General features: G+C 41.9%; 20 protein-coding genes. 10 read left to right on the top strand and 10 right to left on the bottom strand.

Annotation, left to right across the window (positions count from 1 at the left end):
- Positions 1-72: 72 nt before the first annotated feature.
- From M9189_RS07385 to M9189_RS07375, 3 genes are all read left to right on the top strand, one after another.
- Positions 73-1,107: a DHH family phosphoesterase gene (locus M9189_RS07385; protein WP_250722047.1), complete on the top strand. Its 1,035-nt coding sequence runs from the start codon at positions 73-75 to the stop codon at positions 1,105-1,107.
- A gap of 46 nt (positions 1,108-1,153) precedes the next feature.
- On the top strand, positions 1,154-1,702 hold the full coding sequence (locus M9189_RS07380) for an FKBP-type peptidyl-prolyl cis-trans isomerase (RefSeq protein ID WP_250722046.1): 549 nt from the start codon (positions 1,154-1,156) through the stop codon (positions 1,700-1,702).
- Between the two features lie 100 nt (positions 1,703-1,802).
- Positions 1,803-2,354, top strand: a complete 552-nt coding sequence (locus M9189_RS07375) for a hypothetical protein (RefSeq protein WP_250722045.1) — start codon at positions 1,803-1,805, stop codon at positions 2,352-2,354.
- 100 nt (positions 2,355-2,454) lie between these two features.
- On the opposite strand, the gene M9189_RS07370 is transcribed toward M9189_RS07375, so the two are convergent.
- Entirely contained in the window at positions 2,455-3,117 is a 663-nt protein-coding gene (locus tag M9189_RS07370; RefSeq protein ID WP_250722044.1) for a TorF family putative porin, read from the bottom strand.
- A gap of 302 nt (positions 3,118-3,419) precedes the next feature.
- Here M9189_RS07370 and M9189_RS07365 point away from each other — a divergent pair, with 302 nt between their 5' ends.
- Positions 3,420-4,115, top strand: a complete 696-nt coding sequence (locus M9189_RS07365; RefSeq protein WP_250722043.1) for a NigD1/NigD2 family lipoprotein — start codon at positions 3,420-3,422, stop codon at positions 4,113-4,115.
- A 91-nt stretch (positions 4,116-4,206) separates the two neighbouring features.
- Here M9189_RS07365 and M9189_RS07360 read toward each other — a convergent pair whose 3' ends face one another.
- The 7 genes from M9189_RS07360 to M9189_RS07330 are packed head-to-tail and all read right to left on the bottom strand — an operon-like array spanning position 4,207 to position 10,959.
- Positions 4,207-5,070, bottom strand: a complete 864-nt coding sequence (locus tag M9189_RS07360) for a DUF4249 domain-containing protein (protein WP_250722042.1) — start codon at positions 5,068-5,070, stop codon at positions 4,207-4,209.
- Positions 5,071-5,075: 5 nt separating this feature from the next.
- The gene (locus M9189_RS07355) at positions 5,076-7,418 is read right to left on the bottom strand and encodes a TonB-dependent receptor (protein WP_250722041.1); all 2,343 of its coding nucleotides are present in this window, start codon (positions 7,416-7,418) and stop codon (positions 5,076-5,078) included.
- Positions 7,419-7,437: 19 nt separating this feature from the next.
- Complete coding sequence (locus tag M9189_RS07350; RefSeq protein ID WP_250722040.1) at positions 7,438-8,109, bottom strand: hypothetical protein; 672 nt, start codon at positions 8,107-8,109, stop codon at positions 7,438-7,440.
- A gap of 12 nt (positions 8,110-8,121) precedes the next feature.
- Positions 8,122-8,643, bottom strand: a complete 522-nt coding sequence (locus M9189_RS07345) for a hypothetical protein (protein WP_250722039.1) — start codon at positions 8,641-8,643, stop codon at positions 8,122-8,124.
- Between the two features lie 44 nt (positions 8,644-8,687).
- Positions 8,688-9,824: a hypothetical protein gene (locus M9189_RS07340; protein ID WP_250722038.1), complete on the bottom strand. Its 1,137-nt coding sequence runs from the start codon at positions 9,822-9,824 to the stop codon at positions 8,688-8,690.
- A 10-nt stretch (positions 9,825-9,834) separates the two neighbouring features.
- Complete coding sequence (locus tag M9189_RS07335) at positions 9,835-10,386, bottom strand: hypothetical protein (protein WP_250722037.1); 552 nt, start codon at positions 10,384-10,386, stop codon at positions 9,835-9,837.
- Between the two features lie 18 nt (positions 10,387-10,404).
- Positions 10,405-10,959, bottom strand: coding sequence for an RNA polymerase sigma factor (locus tag M9189_RS07330; protein WP_250722036.1), 555 nt, complete (start codon positions 10,957-10,959; stop codon positions 10,405-10,407).
- A 225-nt stretch (positions 10,960-11,184) separates the two neighbouring features.
- Here M9189_RS07330 and M9189_RS07325 point away from each other — a divergent pair, with 225 nt between their 5' ends.
- From M9189_RS07325 to M9189_RS07315, 3 genes are all read left to right on the top strand, one after another.
- Positions 11,185-12,084 carry a DUF3078 domain-containing protein gene (locus tag M9189_RS07325; protein ID WP_250722035.1) on the top strand — a complete coding sequence of 300 codons (900 nt, stop codon included), beginning with the start codon at positions 11,185-11,187 and terminating at the stop codon, positions 12,082-12,084.
- Between the two features lie 111 nt (positions 12,085-12,195).
- Complete coding sequence (locus M9189_RS07320; RefSeq protein WP_250722034.1) at positions 12,196-12,912, top strand: lysophospholipid acyltransferase family protein; 717 nt, start codon at positions 12,196-12,198, stop codon at positions 12,910-12,912.
- 21 nt (positions 12,913-12,933) lie between these two features.
- Positions 12,934-14,901, top strand: coding sequence for an OmpA family protein (locus M9189_RS07315; protein WP_250722033.1), 1,968 nt, complete (start codon positions 12,934-12,936; stop codon positions 14,899-14,901).
- A 68-nt stretch (positions 14,902-14,969) separates the two neighbouring features.
- Here M9189_RS07315 and M9189_RS07310 read toward each other — a convergent pair whose 3' ends face one another.
- Entirely contained in the window at positions 14,970-15,371 is a 402-nt protein-coding gene (locus tag M9189_RS07310; RefSeq protein ID WP_250722032.1) for a response regulator, read from the bottom strand.
- Between the two features lie 386 nt (positions 15,372-15,757).
- Here M9189_RS07310 and M9189_RS07305 point away from each other — a divergent pair, with 386 nt between their 5' ends.
- Entirely contained in the window at positions 15,758-18,319 is a 2,562-nt protein-coding gene (locus M9189_RS07305; RefSeq protein ID WP_250722031.1) for a serine hydrolase domain-containing protein, read from the top strand.
- Between the two features lie 101 nt (positions 18,320-18,420).
- Here M9189_RS07305 and M9189_RS07300 read toward each other — a convergent pair whose 3' ends face one another.
- Positions 18,421-19,722 (bottom strand): M18 family aminopeptidase, encoded by a 1,302-nt coding sequence (locus M9189_RS07300; protein ID WP_250722030.1) that lies wholly within the window; start codon positions 19,720-19,722, stop codon positions 18,421-18,423.
- Between the two features lie 155 nt (positions 19,723-19,877).
- Here M9189_RS07300 and pyrB point away from each other — a divergent pair, with 155 nt between their 5' ends.
- Together pyrB and pyrI are read left to right on the top strand one after the other, a co-directional pair.
- Positions 19,878-20,783, top strand: coding sequence for an aspartate carbamoyltransferase (pyrB, locus tag M9189_RS07295; protein WP_250722029.1), 906 nt, complete (start codon positions 19,878-19,880; stop codon positions 20,781-20,783).
- A gap of 34 nt (positions 20,784-20,817) precedes the next feature.
- Positions 20,818-21,276, top strand: coding sequence for an aspartate carbamoyltransferase regulatory subunit (gene pyrI, locus M9189_RS07290; RefSeq protein ID WP_250722028.1), 459 nt, complete (start codon positions 20,818-20,820; stop codon positions 21,274-21,276).
- Positions 21,277-21,409 lie beyond the last annotated feature (133 nt).

Here is a 21,409-nt window from a genome sequence, read left to right as displayed (position 1 = left end):
TTTTATTGCAAAAAAGTGTGAATATAGCTATTTTTTTATAACAGCAATATTTGCTGTTAATTTTTGTTATCTTTGCGACTTAAGGATGATATTATGGAGCTTTTCAGGAATGAACTGTCACAACTTACCAAATATTTTGCCCACCCACAAAAAATAACGATTTTGCCTCACAAGGATCCGGACGGAGATGCAATTGGCGCATGTCTAGGCTGGTACAATGTTCTTATTGCTGTGGGGCATGATGTTGTTGTGATCAGTCCTGATGAAGTACCTGAGAATCTTAGATGGATGCCAGGTGCTGCTCATATAGTTACTTTTTCGTCAGACAAGGGAACAGCTTCCGACCGACTTGCTAAGTCAGAACTCCTGCTCTTATTGGATTTCAATGATCTTAAGCGTGTAGGTGAACTTGCCAACGTTGTGAGGACTTTGGATATTCCTCGTGTAAATATTGATCACCATCCATATCCTGATACTGCTATTTCTCAGGTGTTAATTTCTGATACCGGAGCATCATCAACCTGTGAATTAAGCTTCAGGGTTATGAAAGGGCTGGGCTACAAACCTGGAATTGAAAGTGCGGTTTGTTTGTATTCGGGTATTATGACTGATACAGGAATGCTTAATCATAATTCTTCGAATCCAGGGTTGTACCGTATAATAGCAGAACTTCTAGAAGCAGGAATTGATAAGGATAGTATTCATAAGGAATTATTTCATAGTAATTCTCTGTCCAGAACCAGGTTGATGGGGCATGCATTGGGCAACAAACTCCAGGTAATATCATCAGGTAGGGTTGCATATATAGCATTGTCGGCTGAAGAATTGAGAATGTATGAATACAAGCCGGGGGATACAGAAGGACTTGTTAATATGCCATTGTCTGTCAAAGGAATTGTAGTATCAATTCTGTTAACCGAAAGGAAAGAAGGATTTGTTAAGCTGTCTTTCAGATCAAGAGGCGGAATTGCAATTAATGCCTACTCTACACGATATTTCTCAGGTGGCGGTCATAGTAATGCAGCAGGAGGCGAGTTTGTAGGTTCTCTCGACGATGCAGTATCTGTTATTTGCTCAACGATTGGCCCATTCCTTGATGGTGATTAAGATGAGTGGATGTCATATCTTTATGACTTAATTTAATCTCGCTCAAATGAAGACTATAGGTTATAGAAACTGTATACGCATTTTCCTGGCAGTGTTACTGCTTAGTGTATCTAGTTGCACCAGCTCGCAGAGCAGGAGGGACAAATCAAAGGAAGAAGACATCACATTGGATAAGATTATCGAGTACAACCGCCGTATGGTAGATGTAGAGCAGAAGGTAATTGGAAAGTATGTTGAGGATAATAAGCTCAATATGCAGGCAACCAAGACCGGATTGTGGTACATCTTGCATGAAAATGGAAAGGGAGATAAGATTGTCAAAGGACAGATTGTTACTCTCAATTACAAGATTAGTTTACTCGATGGTACTGTATGTTACAGTTCTGCCAATGATGGGCAAAAGGTGTTTCAGGTAGGCAAGGGGGGCGTTGAAAGCGGTCTGGAAGAAGGAATCCTGATGTTAAGAAAGGGCAGCAAAGCAACCTTTATTATGCCTCCGCATCTTGCTCATGGTCTGGTAGGTGATGATGACAGAATACCTTCAAGAGCTATCCTTAAGTATGACGTAGAGGTTGTAAATGTTGGTGAGAAATAATAAATGTCTGGCATAATTAATGTATGTGCTTTGGCATAATTAGTATTTTTGCGTCTTTGACAATAGCAGTTGTGAAAATTGATTCATAAATAATATGACGATGGTAAAAAGTATTTGCAAGTTTTGTGGAATTGTCCTTCTGGCTTCGGCTTTTGTGTTGTATCCATCATGTGACGATCCATATGAAGGTGTGGATTATTCTAAGCTGATTGCAGGTGAAAAACAGTTGAGGGAGGAGTATATAGAACTTGTACTCAAAGATAGTGCCTTTGCTACTTCCGACAGGATGATAGATAAAAGGGAAGATGAAGGATGGATAGGATTTATTCTTGAAAAGGGCCTATCTCAAGATTCAGTTTTACCCGGCAGAACAGTCGGTATCAGGTACAATTACTACTATGTTGTTAGGGACTCTGTGGATAATCCTGCCACTTCACCCAGATATACAAATTATGATATCGGATCTCCTGCCACATATCGTGTTGGAGCGTGGTCTACTTCTGATACTGAGATATTCAGAGGGGTGGATTTGGCTATAAGACATATGTGCCTTTATGGCAAAAGCTTCATTATCATGCCTTACGATCTTGGTGACAACAATTATTACCCCGTTGTAGCTGAAATCGAAGTTGTATATATGGAACTGGATTAATTCAGTTTGCTGAGAACTTTCAAATAAAAAACCGGCTGTCCCCGTTGGGACAGCCGGTCAACTGTTGAATTGGAATTGAAAATTAAAGGGTTCCTTTATTCTACAAAGAAAATCCTGCTACAATATGTGCCTGTTCTGTATTGGGGTTAACAATAAAGGCAACCTTAACCGGTATAGCAAACTTTTCAGTTATTGAAATCTCTTTAGTTGCAGCGATACCAATATTCACTACCTGGAAATTGTTGTTTACAGTGTGCCATCCGTCTCCGGCACCAATGAATAAATCAACATTACTTATAGAGTATCCAAGTTCGAAGTAAGTGTCACCACCTTGTGATCCACTTCCGTAACGGGTATCATTAAGCATATAGTAGGCACTTGCAGAAAAACCTCCTACCGAGTATGCAGCCCCTACTTCAATTGCGTGGCTGGATATTTCGTCTTCAAGCTCAAACCACGAACTGCCCGGATAATAGTAGGAAGTTGCAAGTAGCGATAAGCCAAAGTCGAAATCGTATGAAGCAAACAAGTCTGCTTCGTTGAACGAGTCATATATTCCAGTTCCTGTCGAAAAGGCTCCCCAGGCACCAATTGTAAAGCCACCAGCACTAAATGCCAGCGTTGGCTGAATACTGGGAGAACTTCCGAAGTCAACTCCACGGAATACATAACGGTTGTAGAAGTCCACTCCTACATCGAAACCTTGGGCCTTGCCAGCGGAGAAATACAGCAGCCCGATAAAGATAAACACATACTTTTTCATGACTAGATAGTGTTAATTAGGTATTAGGAAATTTTAGGAACACCCCCCTTTCATCCGGGGGTGATGTAACAAAAATATGGTGAATTATTTTTTATACCCTAAAATATTTCGCTAAAAAATCAAAAAATATACTGATAAATACATATTACCCCCATAAAAGATAGGTGCAGGGTCAAAAAAGTTATGTTTTTATGCTGTCACCCCCTCAAAAAAAACTTTCATATGGAAGCAACCTATTTAAGGAGCTTCCATCTTAAATGAAAATTGAGTTACTTTGGTGTTGAAAACGAAAAATTTGAATTATGAGAAAGAATCTGTTATTACTGTTAGGACTTTTGTCTTTTCTAGTGGTTAGCTGTGAGTTTGATGATGAAGATCCAGTATACTACAGGTATACTCTGGGTGTAGTTAAAGGTAACACTGCATCAGAGTTCATGATACAGACAGACAGTATGCATTTGCTGAAACCTGTAGCTTATCCCAACAATTACACTATCAAGGATGGAACAAGAGTGTTTATCCAGTATGTGGTCGAAAAGGAGATAAAGGATGAGCAGATTGCCTATGATTATGAAGTGAAGATTGCTGCCATTGACAATATCCTTACCAAGGACATTAAAATAGCTGATGACGTTCTCAGGGATACTATTGGAAATGATCCTGTTAGTATTTCGTATCTGTCAACTGCAAATGATTTTCTCACAGTAGAGTTTTCATTCTTTGGCGATAGCAAGACTCACTACTTTGATCTTGTTTATGATGATAAAAACCAGAAAAAGGAGGGTTTTATCACTCTGGATTTCCATCATGATGTAAATGGTGATTATCAGACCAGAAACTATGGCGGCATTATAAGCTTCCCTATCAGTCATCTACAGGTGGATGGTCAGGAGATTGTAAAGATTCTCTTTACTTCTAAGAAGATGGATGGAACTCCTTTCGAGAAAGAGCTTGAATACAAATATTCAAGTGAAGAAGATGATGTTATCGAGGAATAGGATGTAATTCCGGGTTTTAATAGTTTAGGGTTATAGACAATGAAGCGGCTGGTTCCCCGGAGGACCAGCCGCCTTTTTGTTGCTATTTGCTTTACTTAAAATCCTCAATTCTATAAGGATTGATAAAGTCAACCCTACTTACACCACAAGCTGTGAAGTATCCTAGTGCATTATTGCTTATATTACCTGGCACGTTGGCAGGCGATCCTGAGAATAGTGGGTTGCTGCCCTGCATTTCGACCTGAACAGCATAGACATAGTAATAAAACTCCTTAGTGATGTTATAGCATTCCATTGTTAAGGTATCATTCGGTTGGAAATCATATTCTTCAGTGTCAAGTCCGAAAATCCAGACTTCTGAGGCATATTTTCCGTCAAATAGTCTATCATCCAATATTGTCTTTTCTTTTAGGCTTTTAGTGATTTGACGACCGTTACGTTGCAGGCTGAACATATAATAGTTTCTTTGGTCAGCAGGATCCTGGGCCGATATTACAATCTTCCACAGATCCCATTCATGACTATAGCCAATGCTGGCCGAGTCTATTGGAGCAATGGCCGGCATTATTGACGAGGCTGTGAATTCTTCATCTGTTGAAATACCTGGCAGCCCAACATTGGTTATTCTGAGCCTGTACTCGTTTCCAGGTACACCATAGAAGTCTTCAGGGCTCAGGTACCATCCAGGATGCTCATCTGATTCGGTGAATACCACAGTAGAATCGGCAACCACAACTTCGACAAGGGCACCAGAGATGTACTTTACCTGCGTACTGTCGAAATAATGCGCTGACTGGGTAAGTGTAATGATATGCTGTGTAGTGTCACTTGTAATCATACCACCAACCACCAGACGGGTAGCACTTGTCTTAAGATGCAGATTAATCTCCTCTTCGCATGATAGCAGTGCAAATGCCATTAAAGCAAATGTGCAAAATATCTGTGCTTTTTTCATTGTGATCAAAACTTGAAGTTGTAGGTTAATGAGGGGACTATACTGAACAGATATGTCTTCATAGCCTTTGTGCGCCCAGGAACATCATCGTCCTCAATAAAGGATATGGACCAGGCATTCTTACGGCCATAGGCATTATAGAGGGACAGGACCCATTCTCCACTAAAGCGTCGGTTTTCTTTATTTTTGTCGCGCAGGGTAACTGCCAGATCAAGTCTGTGGAAGGCAGGCATCCTCTCAGCATTTCTATCTGAGTAAATCGGAATAATATTGCCTCCGCTTTCAAAGCGCCCGACAGGAAATGTTACAGGAGCACCTGTGAAGTACACCCAATTGGCTGATGCAGACAGTCTCTTACTAATATTACGTGTAACTACAAGTGATACATCATGGGTGTGGTCATAGGGTGACAAATAGCGTTTATTGTTGTTTACTCCATCTATTTTTCTTGTTGACCGGCTTATGGTATAGCTGAGCCACCCATTCCATCCGTCAATATCAAAATTGGCGCTAAACTCAAGTCCGTATGCTCTTCCACTTCCAAATCTTAGTTCACCTTCCAGATACTCATTGAGCAAGAGTTCCGCATAGTCCTTAAAGTCAATGCTGTTTTGAAGCTCCTTGTAAAACACCTCAACACCTGCTTCCAGTTGGTTGCTATATACATGTCTGTAAAAACCCAGAGAGATCTGATCCGAAACCTGCGGCTTAACATTGGGCGAGGACGGAAACCAGACATCAAGTGGGGTAGTGGATCTTGAATTTGAAGCAAGGTGCATATATTGGAAGGTTCTAGTATAGGCAGCCTTGACCGAACTATGAGGATAAAACAGCCATGAGGCTCCAAGGCGAGGTTCAAGCCCCCAGTAGCTGTTGAAAACTTCCCCCATTTTGTATTCTTTGCTGCCAGTCACTTCGTAGTTTTCATCATAGTAATGCCTGATTCCCTTGCCCACATTTTGAAAGCCGGAGACCCTTAACCCGTACCTTAGAGTCAACCTAGCACCCACCTGATGGAGGTTTTCTGCATAAATACCAAGTTCCCTTGCGTTTGATTTGGGCAGCCTGAGTTCGTTAAATACTGTATTCTCATTGGTTCCCTTTACATGCGCAGGTAGTATCGAATGAGTGATGCTTTGAACTCCGAAGCTAACTGAATGATTGGGATTGGGATAATAGTTGAAATCGGCCTTAAATGCTAGGTTTTGAAGTCTGGATTTCCATTCAAAATCATCAGCCTCACCGGCTTCAGATCCAAGGCTGTAGTTGTAGTTGCTATATATCAGACTAAGGTTACCAAATAAACGGGAAGAAAACAGGTGATTCCATCTCAAGGTAGCCGTCTGATTTCCAAAGGCCAATTCTGAGTCTGAGGCTCTGAAGTAATCCCTTCCACCATAGGCACTCAGATATATCCTGTCGTGATCACTAAATGTATGGCTGATTTTGGCATTTAAATCATAGAAATATAGACCTGCATCCCTTACCTGTTCCTCTTTTGCAAATGGCAGAAATATATCCGCATACGTGCGTCGTCCGGCAAGCAAAAAGGTAGTCTTTTCCGAGAGCACAGGTCCTTCCAGAGTCAGCCTGGATGATATTGTTCCAATACCACCCTTCCCAGATAGTTTTCCATTATTGCCATCCTTCATCCTGATATCAAGCAGTGAAGCCAGTCGTCCTCCACTGCGGGCCGGAATATCACCTTTATAAATATTTACATCTCTCAGTGCATCATTGTTAAACACCGAAAAGAACCCCATAAGGTGACCAGCATTATATACTATAGCTTCATCAAGGACAATTAGATTCTGATCCGGATTTCCACCACGCACACTGAATCCGCTTGATCCTTCGCTGGCAGCCGAGATGCCGGGCATTAGCTGGAGTACTTTAACAGGGTCGATTTCCCCCATCAAGGCCGGGACCTCTTTGATCATTGTTGCGTTGATCCTCTGCATCCCTGTTAATGGCTCGTCAAGGTTTATTTTTGTGCCATCGGCAACAATGCTAACCTCTTCAAGTTGGGCAGATACAGGTTCAAGAAGAATATTCAGATTTAGGTCTGACTCAAGCGATATTGACTTCTCATAGGTCTTATATCCCATGAAACTGACAGTGATAATCTTTTGCCCGGGTGGAAGTGAGATGCTGAAAAATCCGTATAGATTGGATGCTGCACCTTTACCTTCCTCTTTACAATATACTGAAGCGCCGATAAGAGTTTCTCCGGTCTCGGCATCTTTTACATAACCACTAACTACCGGATCTCGCTTCGGCTCAATATTGGAGCCGAAAAGGGCAATGCCTGAACACAATAATAGCAGCAAACTATACAGATACTTCATTGGTAAAGATTGACTTATGCTAGAATCTACCAAACTTAAAAACGAGTCCGACATTAATTCCACGGAGCATATCGTCTGGTGCTATGTAGGCAGTTTGTGACGGATTCTGACCTTCCAGAGGTCTGTATCTCAGTTTGATATCGGTAGTGTAGCGGTAACTGACTGTAGCTGCAAGACGCATCCACTTGACCATGTTGAATTCCACCTCTAGTCCTGGTTCTACTACAAAAAATGCATAGCTGTCTTCGTCATCAAATTCATAGTCATCATCTTCGTATTCTCCCCAATGCTTAATATAGCCGATTCCTCCTCCACCGATCAAAACTGGGAAACTAACGTGAACAGGTTGATTCCAGCCAACAATAGGTTGTACAATAAGGCCTGCATAACCACCAACGTAGTTGAAATCATCGTTCAGATTTTGGTCATATGCAACTCTTGAGATAAAGGCTTTACCACCACCTCCAATTGCCATATTATGATTTACAATAGCAGCACCCTGGGCAGAAAAGAAAATAGCGTCCTGTGAGCCTACTTCGGTATAACCAAAGCCGATAGCACCGAAACCACCTATTGAAGAAACTTCAGGATCACCAAAAACTGTCTTCATTTGCGGATTTGAATCAGTCTGTCCAAATGCTGATACGGCCGATGCCAGCAAAACAGCAACTGTTAATTTTAGTGTTTTCATAATTTTCTGGTTTTAATGATTTCTTTTGTCTTTAAACACATATGCCAATCCCGCAGTTGGGATGAAATTTATTCCAAAATAGCCGGGTCTGAAGAATTCGAAGTTGCAGTTCAGATCCACTACTATGTTAAAGGGAATCTTCAAAAACCTGTATTCAAGTCCAACATACCCATCAAAGCCCGGAGCAAAGAAGTCGTGACTTATCTCCTTGTATCCATCACCGGGAGTGAAGGGATTCCATAGAAAGTAGGACGATCTGTGTGCTATATGAGTTCCATAGCCGTACAGTAAAAACATCTTGTCCGACACTCGTGGAAATGCGGGTTCCTGATGAATCCGTATTACTGATGCCTGTGTCATCCTTTCGCTTCTAATAAACGATACTTCAAAGCCCTTCTCATTTGAGTCAATCATCTTGTATGACAGTCCGCAACCAAAGGAGGTCTGAACCTTGAATGCGTGGTTGTAATCCTGTGCCCTGATTCCGGTAGCTCCAATCAACATGATCAAAATAAAAGCTGATAATCTTATCATTACCATTTTCAAACTAAAGACAGTTTTCATAATTCCGGGTTGCATTATTTATGGATTATTTTCAGATCGGCATCATTAATATTCATTTTCAGCTTACTTTCAGACAGGTCATTTCTGAAATAATAGCGGCTGAGTTCTGGATCTGAGAACTTCTGATCTGACTTTTTAATGGTTTCAGGGAGCATTAAATTGCCCTTATGATGTTTGAGCAATATTGAATAGGGCATAGGCCTGTCAATTTCCAGGGTAATATTACAAGTTCTGGCCACTATAATACATTCTGTTACCTGTGACGACAGATTAAGTTTGCTGATTTCTCCATAGGTCAATGTGAGATTGACATAAGAGGTGACATGCTCAGTTCTGATGTTTGAGAAATAAGTGGTACCGCTTATACTTGCCACCTTTCCGATTTTAATCTTATCCCTTCTTGAATCCAGTTCCAAAGTGTTGATCTCCGGAATATCTATGGTAGATGAATTACCCCTTATTGTAAGGTTATTGGCCTTGTTAAGCGATAGTTCGACAAAATTCAGATCCAGATTTGCTGTTGTCAGTTCATCGATAATAGCTACTCCGAATGCCAGAACCAAATTGACAGACCCACTTAACTTACGTACCTGCAGGTTTCCATTGGATAGGTCAACAGAGACTTTTCCACTTAGGTTTGGCAGGATTACATCGCCATATTTGTTAACAATAGAGATGTTGGTTCTTGCTGGAACAGTAACTGCGTATTCGATGCGGGAGTTCCTTTCATTCCCTACCATATTGGTGGCTTCCTGTATATTCCTGAAAATACGTTTACCGCTTTGCTGGAAGGTTGTCTCAAACCTAATGAGGTTTGATGCAACAGAATGACTTATATCTATCTCATTCTTCAGCTTTTCAATCTGGTCGCGGTTGGAATGTATAAAGGTTCTTCTGACTTCAACCTTTACTGAATCCTTCTGCCAGGTGTTGACTTTTACCTCTCCGTATTTGTTGTTAATATGGAGCGTTACTCCTGCAGGGGTATGAAAGAGATAGGTCGTACTTAGTGTTTCCCTTATCTCCTGAGCCCTTGCAGAGGTGCCCATCATCAGCAAACATACAATAACTGGGAATACAACCGCGAGTCTATGTAGGCTCTGGCCTGTTCGGGTCATAACATATCCCGGTAATTTTTCCTTAAGCTTCATATAGCTGCGCTTATAATTGATAATCTATCTCGTTTTCCTGATCGGAATTGTATTGACTATTGTCCACATATTCCAGCACCTGTTCCAGTATGCTCAGTTTCATTCTATAATTCTGAATCATTGCAGATATTACTTCCCTGTTGGCGACGTCATCTTTTAAATCTTCTTTAAGTTCGGCCAGTACCTGGTCAAGTCTTTCCAGGTCCGCATCGAGTTCGGTGCGTATGGAAGGCTCGTTGGCACTTAGAGTTGAGACGAGCTGTATTTTCTCTTCTATCTGGGTTTCATAATAATTTGTTATCTCGAAAATTTCCGCACTGAGGCTAGTGTCGTAGCTCTGAAGTCCATCGTTTGTAGAATACCATACGGTAGGCACAAGCAAGGTCAATACCAGAGCCGCAGCTGCCCCCGACAGCCAGTTAACGGCCAGGGATCTGCGTTTGCGTGACCCTGTATTTAGCTGTCGGCTGATATTATCCCACAGCTCGGGAGATGGGGCTCTGTCATCAAACAGTTCCCTGTTCTCCCTCATGAAATCCGCAAGTTTGTCTTTCTTTTCCATGGCTTTCCGTTGCCGGTATTAATATTTTCCTACATTAAGAATATCTATAATGCGTTTCTTTGCTCTCATAAGTTGGGTTTTGGAAGTTGATTCAGAGATATTGAGTATTGACGCTATTTCTTCATGGTCATAGCCTTCAAGCATATAAAGGGAGAATATAACTCTATAACCATCAGGCAGTAGCGCCATTGCATGTCTGATTCTTTCAACCGACAGCTCAATATCTTCCTGATCGGGTTCTTTTAATTCTTCGGGGTTGGGTTCTTGCAGGTTTTCCTGATACTCAAGCGCCAGCTTCCTTTTTCTGAGCTCGTTAATACAGCGGTTGACTGTAATTCTCTTCAGCCAGGCTCCAAAGGTTGATTCAAAACGGAAACTATTTAGTTTGCTGAACGCCTCAATAAAGATCTCCTGTAACATATCCTCGGCATCAGCTTCATTGTTTAATATCCTGCAACAAATATTGTACATCGCCCTGCTGTACAGTTTGTACAGCTCATGCAAGGCCTTTGAATCTCCGTTCATTGCCTTTCTGACCAGGGGCTGGTGTATATCCTTATACTCCGATGACAAGCTTAGTGGATTTTAATTAAAAGACACAAATAAATATTGAAGGTTGCACAAATGTATAGCAATATGACTAATAGGATCAGAAATTTTTACAACAGGTGGATTTTATGAATTGAATTGCGGTTCTTTTTCAACAAAACACTGGAATTATATCCTCGCATTGTAGATATTTGTCTGGCAAACCTGCCTGTAAGAGGGCTGTTAATCGGTAGCCTTAAACTAATAGCTATGTATTCAAGAATCTTTTTTGGGTTGTTATGTGTTGGAATGTTGAACCTGAGTGCCATGAATGCCCAGGATGAGGCAGATTCCCTGAAATACTGGAAAACTGGAGGGGATGTATCTCTTACCTTTTCTCAGGTGAGTCTCAATAATTGGGCAGCTGGTGGACGTAACTCGGTATCGGGCAACTTCCTCTTCAATACCATCGCCAATTATGCAAAAAACAAGAGTGCGTGGGATAACAGCTTAACCATAGGCTATGGTTTATCACAACAGGGAAGTGACAACCTTATCAAGACAGACGACCGCCTACTGTTAACCTCAAAATACGGATATAAGGCAAGTGATAAGTGGTTTTATACAGCCTTGCTTGATTTCAAAACGCAGATGACTACTGGTTATCAGGATCCACCAACTAACTCAGTCGTAATATCAGAACTGCTTTCTCCTGCCTACCTACAGTTTTCTCTTGGTATGGACTACAAGCCTAATGATCAGTTCTCACTCTATATTTCACCACTGACCTCCAAACACACAATAGTTGCTGATGACTCATTGTCAAATGCTGGTGCTTATGGTGTGGATCCGGGTGATAAGATGAGGAGTGAGTTTGGTGCTTCTCTTAAGTCTGTGTACAAGAAGGAGAATATTATCAAGGGAGTTGACTTCTTTACCCGTCTGGACCTATTCTCCAATCTTGTCGATAATCCCGACCATATTGATGTGGATTGGGAAGGTCGTCTAAACATGAAGATTAATGATTACCTCACTGCGGTATTCTCACTGCAACTGTTGTATGACCATGATACAAAGACAACAGAGATTGTTGATGACATACCTGTCGAAAGGGGGACCAAGCTGCAGTCAAAGCAACTTCTTGGATTTGGGCTAAGCTATAAGTTCTAACATAATCCTTGTATATCAGTATAAAAGGTCGCCTCGGGGCGACCTTTTTTTATTATTAGGCTGTTCTTTTACAAAGAACTTCTATTTTTGCCTGTATCAAGAGCTATAACCATGACTGCAAAATATATCCTTTACCAGCCATATAAGTGGCTAATCTTTGCTCCACTGATGCTGGTCATTACCCTTCTGACAGCACTGCTTTCTGCCTCAACTTCAATGATATTCTCTTCTAGAGTGGGCAATTTTATAGGGTCCTGCTGGGCGCGGGTTACTTGTTGGATAACACCCGTAAGTGTGTTTATCAAAGGACGTGAAAACATTGAGCCCGGGAAGTCCTATGTTATTGTGTCAAACCACCAGAGTATCTGGGATATTTTTCTACTGTATGGTAATATGCCTGTTGATTTCAGGTGGGTAATGAAGAAGGAACTTAGAACCATTCCTTTTGTCGGCTATGCATGCGAGAAGGTTGGCCATATTTTTATAGACCGCTCATCACCTCGTGAGGCAGCCCGCTCGCTGGAAGAGGCTCGTAAAAAGCTTGTAAATGGTGTTTCTGTTGTTATCTTCCCTGAAGGAACCAGAAGCCGTCGTAAGGAGATGAACAGATTTAAGAATGGAGCGTTCAAACTGGCAAGAGACCTTGAACTTGACATTTTGCCGGTGACAATAGTTGATAGTTATAAAATATGTAGCGGAGACTTTCTAGATCTGATGCCTGGAAGGGCTGGTATTGTCATCCATCCGGTAATAAAGACTGCTGATTATATCGATAGTCAGCAGGAATTGTCGGATCATGCACGACAAATAATTGAGTCTGCTTTGTAGTAATAATGAAACGGGGGTGAAATGAATAAGGTGTTGAAATTGCTGGCGTTTGCCTTCCTTTTTGGGGCTCAGTTTGCTGATGCCCAGAAAAACCTGACTACGAAGAATCGTGCAGCTATCAAGAGTTATGAGCTTGCAATCGATCATTTCAGTAATGGCAGACTTACTCCTGCAATTGATGCCCTTTATGAGGCTATCAGGAGGGATGATAAGTTTATCGAACCCTACCTTGTCCTTGGTGATATATACAACTCTACAGGTGATTATAATCGGGAGCTTGATGCACTTATGAAGGCATACCAGATAGATTCCCTATTTTTCCCTGCTACTATGTACAATATTGGTGTTGCTTCTGTCAGGGTAGGCCGCTTTAAGGAGGCTGTTGAATGGCTCGAAAAATATAAGTGGAAATATAGTGATAAAAGGAATGCCGAAGAACTTAACAAATGGTTGGACCGGGCACGCTTCGCAGCACATGCAGTTGAGAATGCCTATGAGATAAACCTGGAACCTGCTGGTGAACCGCTACATCCGGACTATGACGAGTACTGGCCCAGTGTTACTGCGGATGAACAAACGCTTATAATCACTGTGCTTAAGCCACGTGATGAGCAGCTCTTTATGGAAAAGGAACTGCCAAAGTCAGCACTTTTCTTTCAGGAGGACTTCTTTTATTCATACAGGGATGATAATGGCAACTGGAGCAGGCGTTTTGCACTTGAAGGGGATATAAATACCGATGGTAATGAGGGAGCTCAGTCGCTTTCTGCTGATGGTAATATGATGTTTTTTACAGCCTGCGGCAGGTCTGACGGAAGGGGGAGTTGTGATATATATTTTTCACGGAAAACCGGCAGCGGGTGGAGTGCTCCTGTAAATCTGGGTATGCCACTCAACACTCCATATTGGGAAAGCCAGCCTTCTTTTTCATCCGATGGCAAGACACTCTATTTTGTGAGCAACAGACCGGGTGGCAGAGGAGACAAGGATATTTGGATGGCTACCATTGAGAAGTATAATCCTGAAGGGATTCCCATATTTGGCAGTCCGGTTAATCTGGGCGCAAATATTAATACTACAGGAGAGGAGAATTCTCCATTTATTCACCATGATAATAAGACTTTGTATTTTTCATCTGACGGCCATGGAGGAATGGGAGAGCAGGATATCTTTTTCAGTCGCAGAAATAGTGACGGTGAATGGCAAATGCCGGTTAATGTAGGTTATCCTATAAACACACAGGGTGATGAGATGGGCTTTATAGTAAATGCCAGGGGTGACAGAGCATATTTCTCAAGTGACGGAATGATGGAAGGACGAAAAAACAAGGTGATCTATACCTTTGAATTGCCCGAACCAATAAGACCTGATCCAGTTTCCTATGTCAAAGGACGGGTCTTCGATATAGAAACAGGTGAGACTCTTCCGGCAGATTTTGAGCTCAAGAATCTTGGGAATGGAAAGACAGTGGTGGAGTCTAGAAGTAACCAATCTGGACAATTTCTTGTCTGTCTTCCTCTTGGAGGCCGATATGCCTTCAAAGCTGCGCATCCCGGCTATATGTTTTACTCTGGACATTTTGACCTTGAGAATGAGTATTCCGTTTTCAAACCATATCAGCTTGATATTGGTCTATACCCAATCAGAACGGGTGCAAAGACAACTCTTGAGAATATCTTCTTTGAAACGGATTCTTATGAACTAAAGGAAGAGTCGCTTGTGGAACTCGAAGGACTTTATTCCTTCCTGAGAGATAATCCGGAGGTAAGAATATTGATTGGTGGTCATACTGATAATCAAGGAAATGCCGCTTACAACCAACGCTTATCAGAAAATAGGGCTAAATCTGTATATAACCACCTGGTCAACAGAGGAATTGATGCAAAGAGGCTTGAATATAAGGGCTTCGGCCTTTCAATGCCGGTGGCTGACAATAGTACTCCTGAAGGAAGGGCACGAAACCGTAGAACTGAAGTCACTATATTGTAGACAAAAAAGGCTGACCTGATGGTCAGCCTTTTTTGTCTAAGTTCAATATTTTCTAATTGTCCGATTACCTATTGGTTAAGGTATTTAGAAAGCGTTTCTATTAAAATTTGTAAGCGTATAGGCTTAGCCAGATAATCATTACAGCCCACCTCCATGCACTTTTCCCTCTCTCCTGACATAACGTGTGCAGTCTGCGCAATTACCGGAATATCGGGGTTGATCTTCTTGATTTCACGTGTAGCTGTGTAACCGTCCATAACGGGAAGCTGAAGGTCCATCAAAACAAGGTCAATCTTGTTGTCCCTGAACATGTCAATGGCTTCCTGTCCGTCTTTTGCCCAGAGTATCTTGGCCTTGGTTCTACGCAAAGCTGCATCAAAAAAGATTTTGTTCGTATCGACGTCTTCTACTACCAGAATGGTTTTATCCTCCCAGTTTTGGTTTAACGCATTGCTTAAATTGTCCGACATAATTGTGTTTTAATCAATTTCAAAACTCACTATAATCAAACTCAGCATGTAAGGTCAAGGTTAAATAATGCTGACGAAACAATGCTGATAACAAACATCTTCTGGCGCCATAATGCATGGAGGGTTATCTCGCATCCAAAATTAAGCTTATTTTTTATAATACATAGGACTCTCTGATAAAATAAACGAATTTTCTAAGTATTAGATAACTCACATAGCAATATACCTTATTTTTGTAATACATGAATGCCCGCAGATAGTGCTTAGCAGCATGTTTTGTTTGATATTTAGCTGTTTCCCTAATATTTTTTGTGGTGATGATTTTCAGGATCTTAGTGAGTTTTTGTTTGTTGTTTGCCTTTTATTTTCCGGCTGCTTCGTCAATTGTGGGGAATACATCAATTGAGAAGGCTGGTATATGGGCTGATTCTATATACCCAACCTTGAGGTTGGAGGATAAACTCGCCTTGATTCTGCTGGGACAACCGGGATTTACAGTTGTTGATCCCTTAGCTATTGAACATCTTGATATTAAGCCTTCATCCTTTACAAGAGCTATTGTAGATATAAGAGGAGGCTTTGAGATGGGTTCAATGCCAATGCCTTTTCCGGATGAAAAGACCCTGCTTGTGTGCTCCCCCGAGAGCCGCGACGGGATGATACGCTGGCTTGCCGACACATTTGCAAGAAGTGGAGTAAATTGCTTCCTGAGCGATATTGTTCCACTGCCATCAATCAATGTGGCTAATGGAGATGAGCATCCAGGGGCGCTAGCTATGTCCTCACTATGGATTCCATTCAGACCAGATGCATATAGCCTAAATGCCTTTTATGCTGAAGCCTGTTTGGTTCCTTCACATATCAACAGTCTGCTGCCATCCAGCCTTCCGGTAATAAACCTTCCGCAGGTGGGGGATGAGAAAGGTATTTCCATGGTCGCCGGTGCTGCACTGTCAGTCAGGCAGGTTCTTGAAGATGGTAAGCTGCTAATAACCAATGATTATACAAAGGATTATGAGCGTTTACTAAATGCATTCCGGGACAGATGGCTGGATGAGGATATACTAGTGCATTCCTGCAGGAATGCACTTATAATGAAGTATCTCTCAACTGAAACACATTATTTTTTCAGCCCTAAACTATCTGAAAAGGAGCTGTTGCTTACTTTCAGGCGGGTATATGAATCCTCAGTAAGTCTGTTTCAGCCTCACTACAAAAAGCTATTTCCTTTTACCCAGCTAGATATGAAGGTTGGATATTACACAAAGGGAATGCTGCATGGCAATAACTTTGTAAGGATGGCTGATAACTATATAAGGCAGCAACCAATGTTGCTACATCCTTTTCGATACGATTTAATCTTCCTGCTTAGCGATCCTTCTTATTACCAGAGTGTGCCACTTGAAGAGGTGATAAAGTCTATTCGGATTTATTATCCCGGTACATCTTTGGTTCTTGTATGGGCCGGAGATCCTGGGAATCTACCTTTTTCTGCATGGCCTTCCGGTCTGGATGGGATGGTCCTGGCACCTTCAGCTAACCCTTTTGTATGGGAAATAATGGCTCAGGTCGTTTTCAATGGCGTTGCCACATCACCCAAAGCTCCTCGTGAAGTATATGGGTATCTTGCCTCAATGGCAATACATTGTGATGTTACAAGACTTAAGTATGGCCTGCCTGAAGAGGTTGGCCTGAGTAGCGATACCCTGGCATTGATTGACAAGATTGTTGAAAAGGCTATTAAGCAGAATGCAACGCCAGGTGCACAGGTTCTTGTTGCAAGAAACGGGGTTGTAGTTTTACATAGAAGTTACGGATGGCACAATTATAAGAAGAAGAGACTTGTAAAAAACAGTGATATCTATGATCTGGCCTCTGTAACCAAGATTGCTGGGACAATGCCTGTTGTAATGCGTACTTATGATGATGGATTGTGGGCGCTTAATGATCCGATTAGCACCTACCTTCCTGAAGCAGATACTACAGATAAGAGGGATATAACTGTCAGACAACTTCTGTTGCACCAGTCGGGACTTCAGGCTTCTATTCCATTTCATACAGAGATACTTGATAAGTCAATGCTAAAAGGAGACCTGTATAGCAAGAAACGTTCGTCAACCCATCCATACAAGGTTGACAACAACCTGTATATGAACAAAAACCTGGTATATAAGGATTACCTGATCAGCAACAGAAAGGACTCATTGTTTTCTGTCACTGTGGCTGAAAATGTGTATCTGAATCACAACTATGTTGATTCGATGTACTATCTGGTTCTTGCTTCCAAGCTAAGAAAGCCTATCTATCTGTATAGTGACCTCAATTTTATTCTGTTGAAGAGGATTATTGAGAATGTTAGCGGAATGCCGATGGAAAATGCTGCCAGTGAATTGTTTTACAGTAAAATAGGTAGTGCTTCCCTGATGTTTAATCCTTGGAAATATGGCTTTGCTGTAATGGCTGCTCCAACAGAGGACGATCAGACTTTCAGGAAGCAAACTCTGCAGGGCTATGTTCACGACCAGACTGCTGCACTGATGGGAGGGGTGGCAGGACATGCCGGACTATTTGGCAATGCAAATGATCTTGCCAAGCTCTTGCAGATGTACCTTAATAAAGGTGAGTATGGCGGATACCGCTATCTTGGTGCAGGGACGGTGGACTTCTTTACTTCTGCACATGAGCCTGGAAACAGGAGGGGATTGGGCTTTGATAAACCGGAGATGGATCCTAAAAAGGATACTCCAGTGTCGCGACTTGCTTCTGCTGAATCATACGGCCATCAGGGTTTTTCGGGAACCATGGTTTGGGTGGATCCCCGGTATAACCTGATCTATATCTTTCTGTCTAACAGGATACACCCTGATTCATACAACAGAAAGCTATCCACATTAAATATTCGGACAGATATTCAGGATGTGATATACAGGTCGATAACAAAACCCTGAGAGCGTTGCTTAGTACTGCTCAGACAGGATTTGCCGGCCGGAGATAACGAGAAAGGGCTCATGTCTTGTAAGACTTGAGCCCTCTGTTTTGAATGAAATCTTTATAGTTCCATAAAGGTCTTCAATGCCTTTATCATCCATGCCTGGTCTTCGGTTCCTGCCAGTTCCCTGACCGAGTGCATAGCCAGCATTGGATTACCGACGTCAACACATCTGATATCAATCTGTCCGGTGCTTATATTACCCAGGGTAGAGCCACCTGCAATGTCGGAACGGTTGACAAATTTCTGGTAGGGAACGTCTGCTTGCTTGCAAATCTGCTCAAAGACAGCGATACTGTCCGAATCACTTGTGTATTTCTGATTTGCAGTAATCTTGATAACAGGTCCCTTGTTGAGCTTTGGATGCAACACTGGGTCTTGCTTTTCGACATAGTTGGGGTGAACACTGTGTGCCATATCAGCTGAAACCATAAATGATGAATAGATACTTCGCTGTATACCCTCATTGTCAAGTCCCAGTATTATAAGAATCCTTTCTATGATATGCCTGAAAAGGGGAGAATCGGCACCTTGCTTAGTCAGGCTACCAACTTCCTCATTGTCGAAAATAGCAATCATCCTGGTTGCCTTAGCTGCCTTGCTGCTTAACAGGCCTTCCAGGGCTGCATGTGCCATTGCAAGATTGTCAAGCTTGGGCGAGGAGATAAACTCCTGCCTGCTGCCCATCAGGCAACCCTTATTGTACTCATATAGGGTCAGATCATAATCCAGGATATCTGATACATCAACACTAAGCTCACTTGCAATCATTTCCTTCAGCATTCCGACTCCCAGTCCGCCTTCTCTTCCAATTCCGAGAAGTGGCAGCATGTCCTTCTGACGGTTGAGTTCCACACCGTCATTTACACTTCTATTGAAGTGGATTGCAAGCGAAGGAATAATAACTAACGGGCGACGGAAGTCCAGCAGTCTGTTGTCAGGCCAGAGTGGGTTTTTACTACGCAGGCTGATTCTTCCAGCAATTGAAAGTGGTCTGTCAAGCCAGGTCATTAGTATCGGACCACCATATACTTCCGTGTTGAGCTTTACAAAATAGTTGTCAGTTAAAATTTCTGGCTCAGGTTTAATCCTGAAAGTGGGAGAGTCACTGTGAGCTGCAACAATTCTGAATCCATCCTGTGCAGGATCACCCAATCCAACTGAAAAAGCAAAAACAGCAGTTCCATTTCGTGTGACAAAATAGTTACCACCCTTTTCAATCTTCCACTTATCCCTTAGATCCAATTCCACATATCCTGCTGATTTCAGCCTTTCTGCCATCGTTGATACGGCATGGAAGGTACTGCTGCTCTTGTGAATAAATTCAATCAGCGATTCTGCTGTTTTGTATGCTTCTGTCATATCACCTTAATAGTTTTGCCGGAATATTTGTCAGGGAGCCCTGTCGCTCCCTGACAATACCGGATTTATTGTCTTATGTGTGTAAAAGTACTACAAAAAAACAGCTATTTTTGCCTTAAAATAAGGTAAGATTTCATACTTTTGATATAAAACAAATGAAAAATAGAAGCTTAATCTCTATTACCGATTATTCCAGGGAGGAGATCTTAAGAATCCTTGAACTTGCTGCTGATTTCGAAGCCAATCCCAATCAGCCCCTGATGACGGACAAAGTGGTGGCCACTCTCTTCTTTGAGCCTTCGACCCGCACCAGACTAAGTTTTGAAACTGCTATCAACCGCCTTGGTGCAAGGGTTATCGGATTTTCTGATTCTGCTTCTTCTTCTACTACAAAGGGTGAAACTCTAAAGGATACTATTAAAATGGTCAGCAACTATGCTGACCTTATTGTTATGAGACATCCCCTTGAAGGTAGTGCCCGCTATGCTTCAGAACAATCCAGAGTACCGGTTATAAATGCCGGTGACGGTGCCAACCAGCATCCTACACAGACTCTGCTTGACCTGTATTCTATCAAGAAAACACAGGGGACTTTGGAAAATCTGACAATCTTTATGGTTGGTGACCTTAAGTACGGCCGTACGGTTCACTCCCTACTGATGGCAATGTCGCATTTTAATCCTACTTTCTACTTCGTGGCCCCAAAGGAAATGTCTATGCCAAAGGAGTATCTGCGCTTCTGCCAGCAAAAGGGTATTAAGTATTATGAGCAAAGTGATATTAGCAATCTGGAAACAGCAGATATCCTCTATATGACCAGGGTTCAGAAGGAACGCTTCTCTGACCCGATGGAGTATGAGAGGGTCAAGAACACCTATGTGCTGCGCAACTCAATGCTCGATAATACGAAAGACAACCTTAAGGTATTGCATCCGCTGCCAAGGGTTAATGAAATTGCAGATGATGTTGATGCTAATACCAAGGCTTATTACTTCAAACAGGCTGAAAACGGGGTATATACCCGTATGGCAATTATCGCGTCCATTATGGGCCTGAAATAAGCTTTTGTGTCCAATTTTCCAAAAATCACATGCTATGTCAAATAAGAAACAACTTCAGGTAAGCGCAATAGAAAGCGGAACTGTAATAGACCATATTCCGGCAGCTTCACTTTTTGATGTAATAACCATACTGGGACTCGACAGGATTCCAAATCAGATTACTTTCGGGGCTAACCTCGACAGTAAGAAATATGGCAAGAAGGCTATTATTAAGGTGGCTGACAAATTTTTTGAACCTGATGAGATCAATAAGATATCTCTTGTTGCCCCAAATGCTCATCTTAATATTATCAAAGATTACGAGGTGGTAGAGAAAAAGCATGTTACCATACCTGACGAAATTGTGGGCATCGTGAAGTGCTTTAATCCTAAATGTATTTGTAACCATGAGTCTGTGCAAACCCGCTTCAGGGTAATGGATAAGGAAGAACTGGCTCTGGAATGCCACTACTGTGAGAAAATAACAACTCGTGATGAGTTGAGAATGGTATAAAGAGAGGGCTTTATTTTCCTATTTGAAGCAAAAAATGCAGCTGCAAGGAGCTGCATTTTTATTTATATGGTACAAAGGTATTTATATTCAGGTATTTTGTATTTCCGAAAGCTTGCTTTGCTTACACCTTAAT

This window comes from Xiashengella succiniciproducens, from assembly GCF_023674465.1.
GTDB classification, from domain to species: domain Bacteria; phylum Bacteroidota; class Bacteroidia; order Bacteroidales; family Marinilabiliaceae; genus Geofilum; species Geofilum succiniciproducens.
The sequence above is the reverse complement of the archived record's forward strand: the minus strand, read 5'-3'. Positions and strand labels throughout refer to the sequence as shown.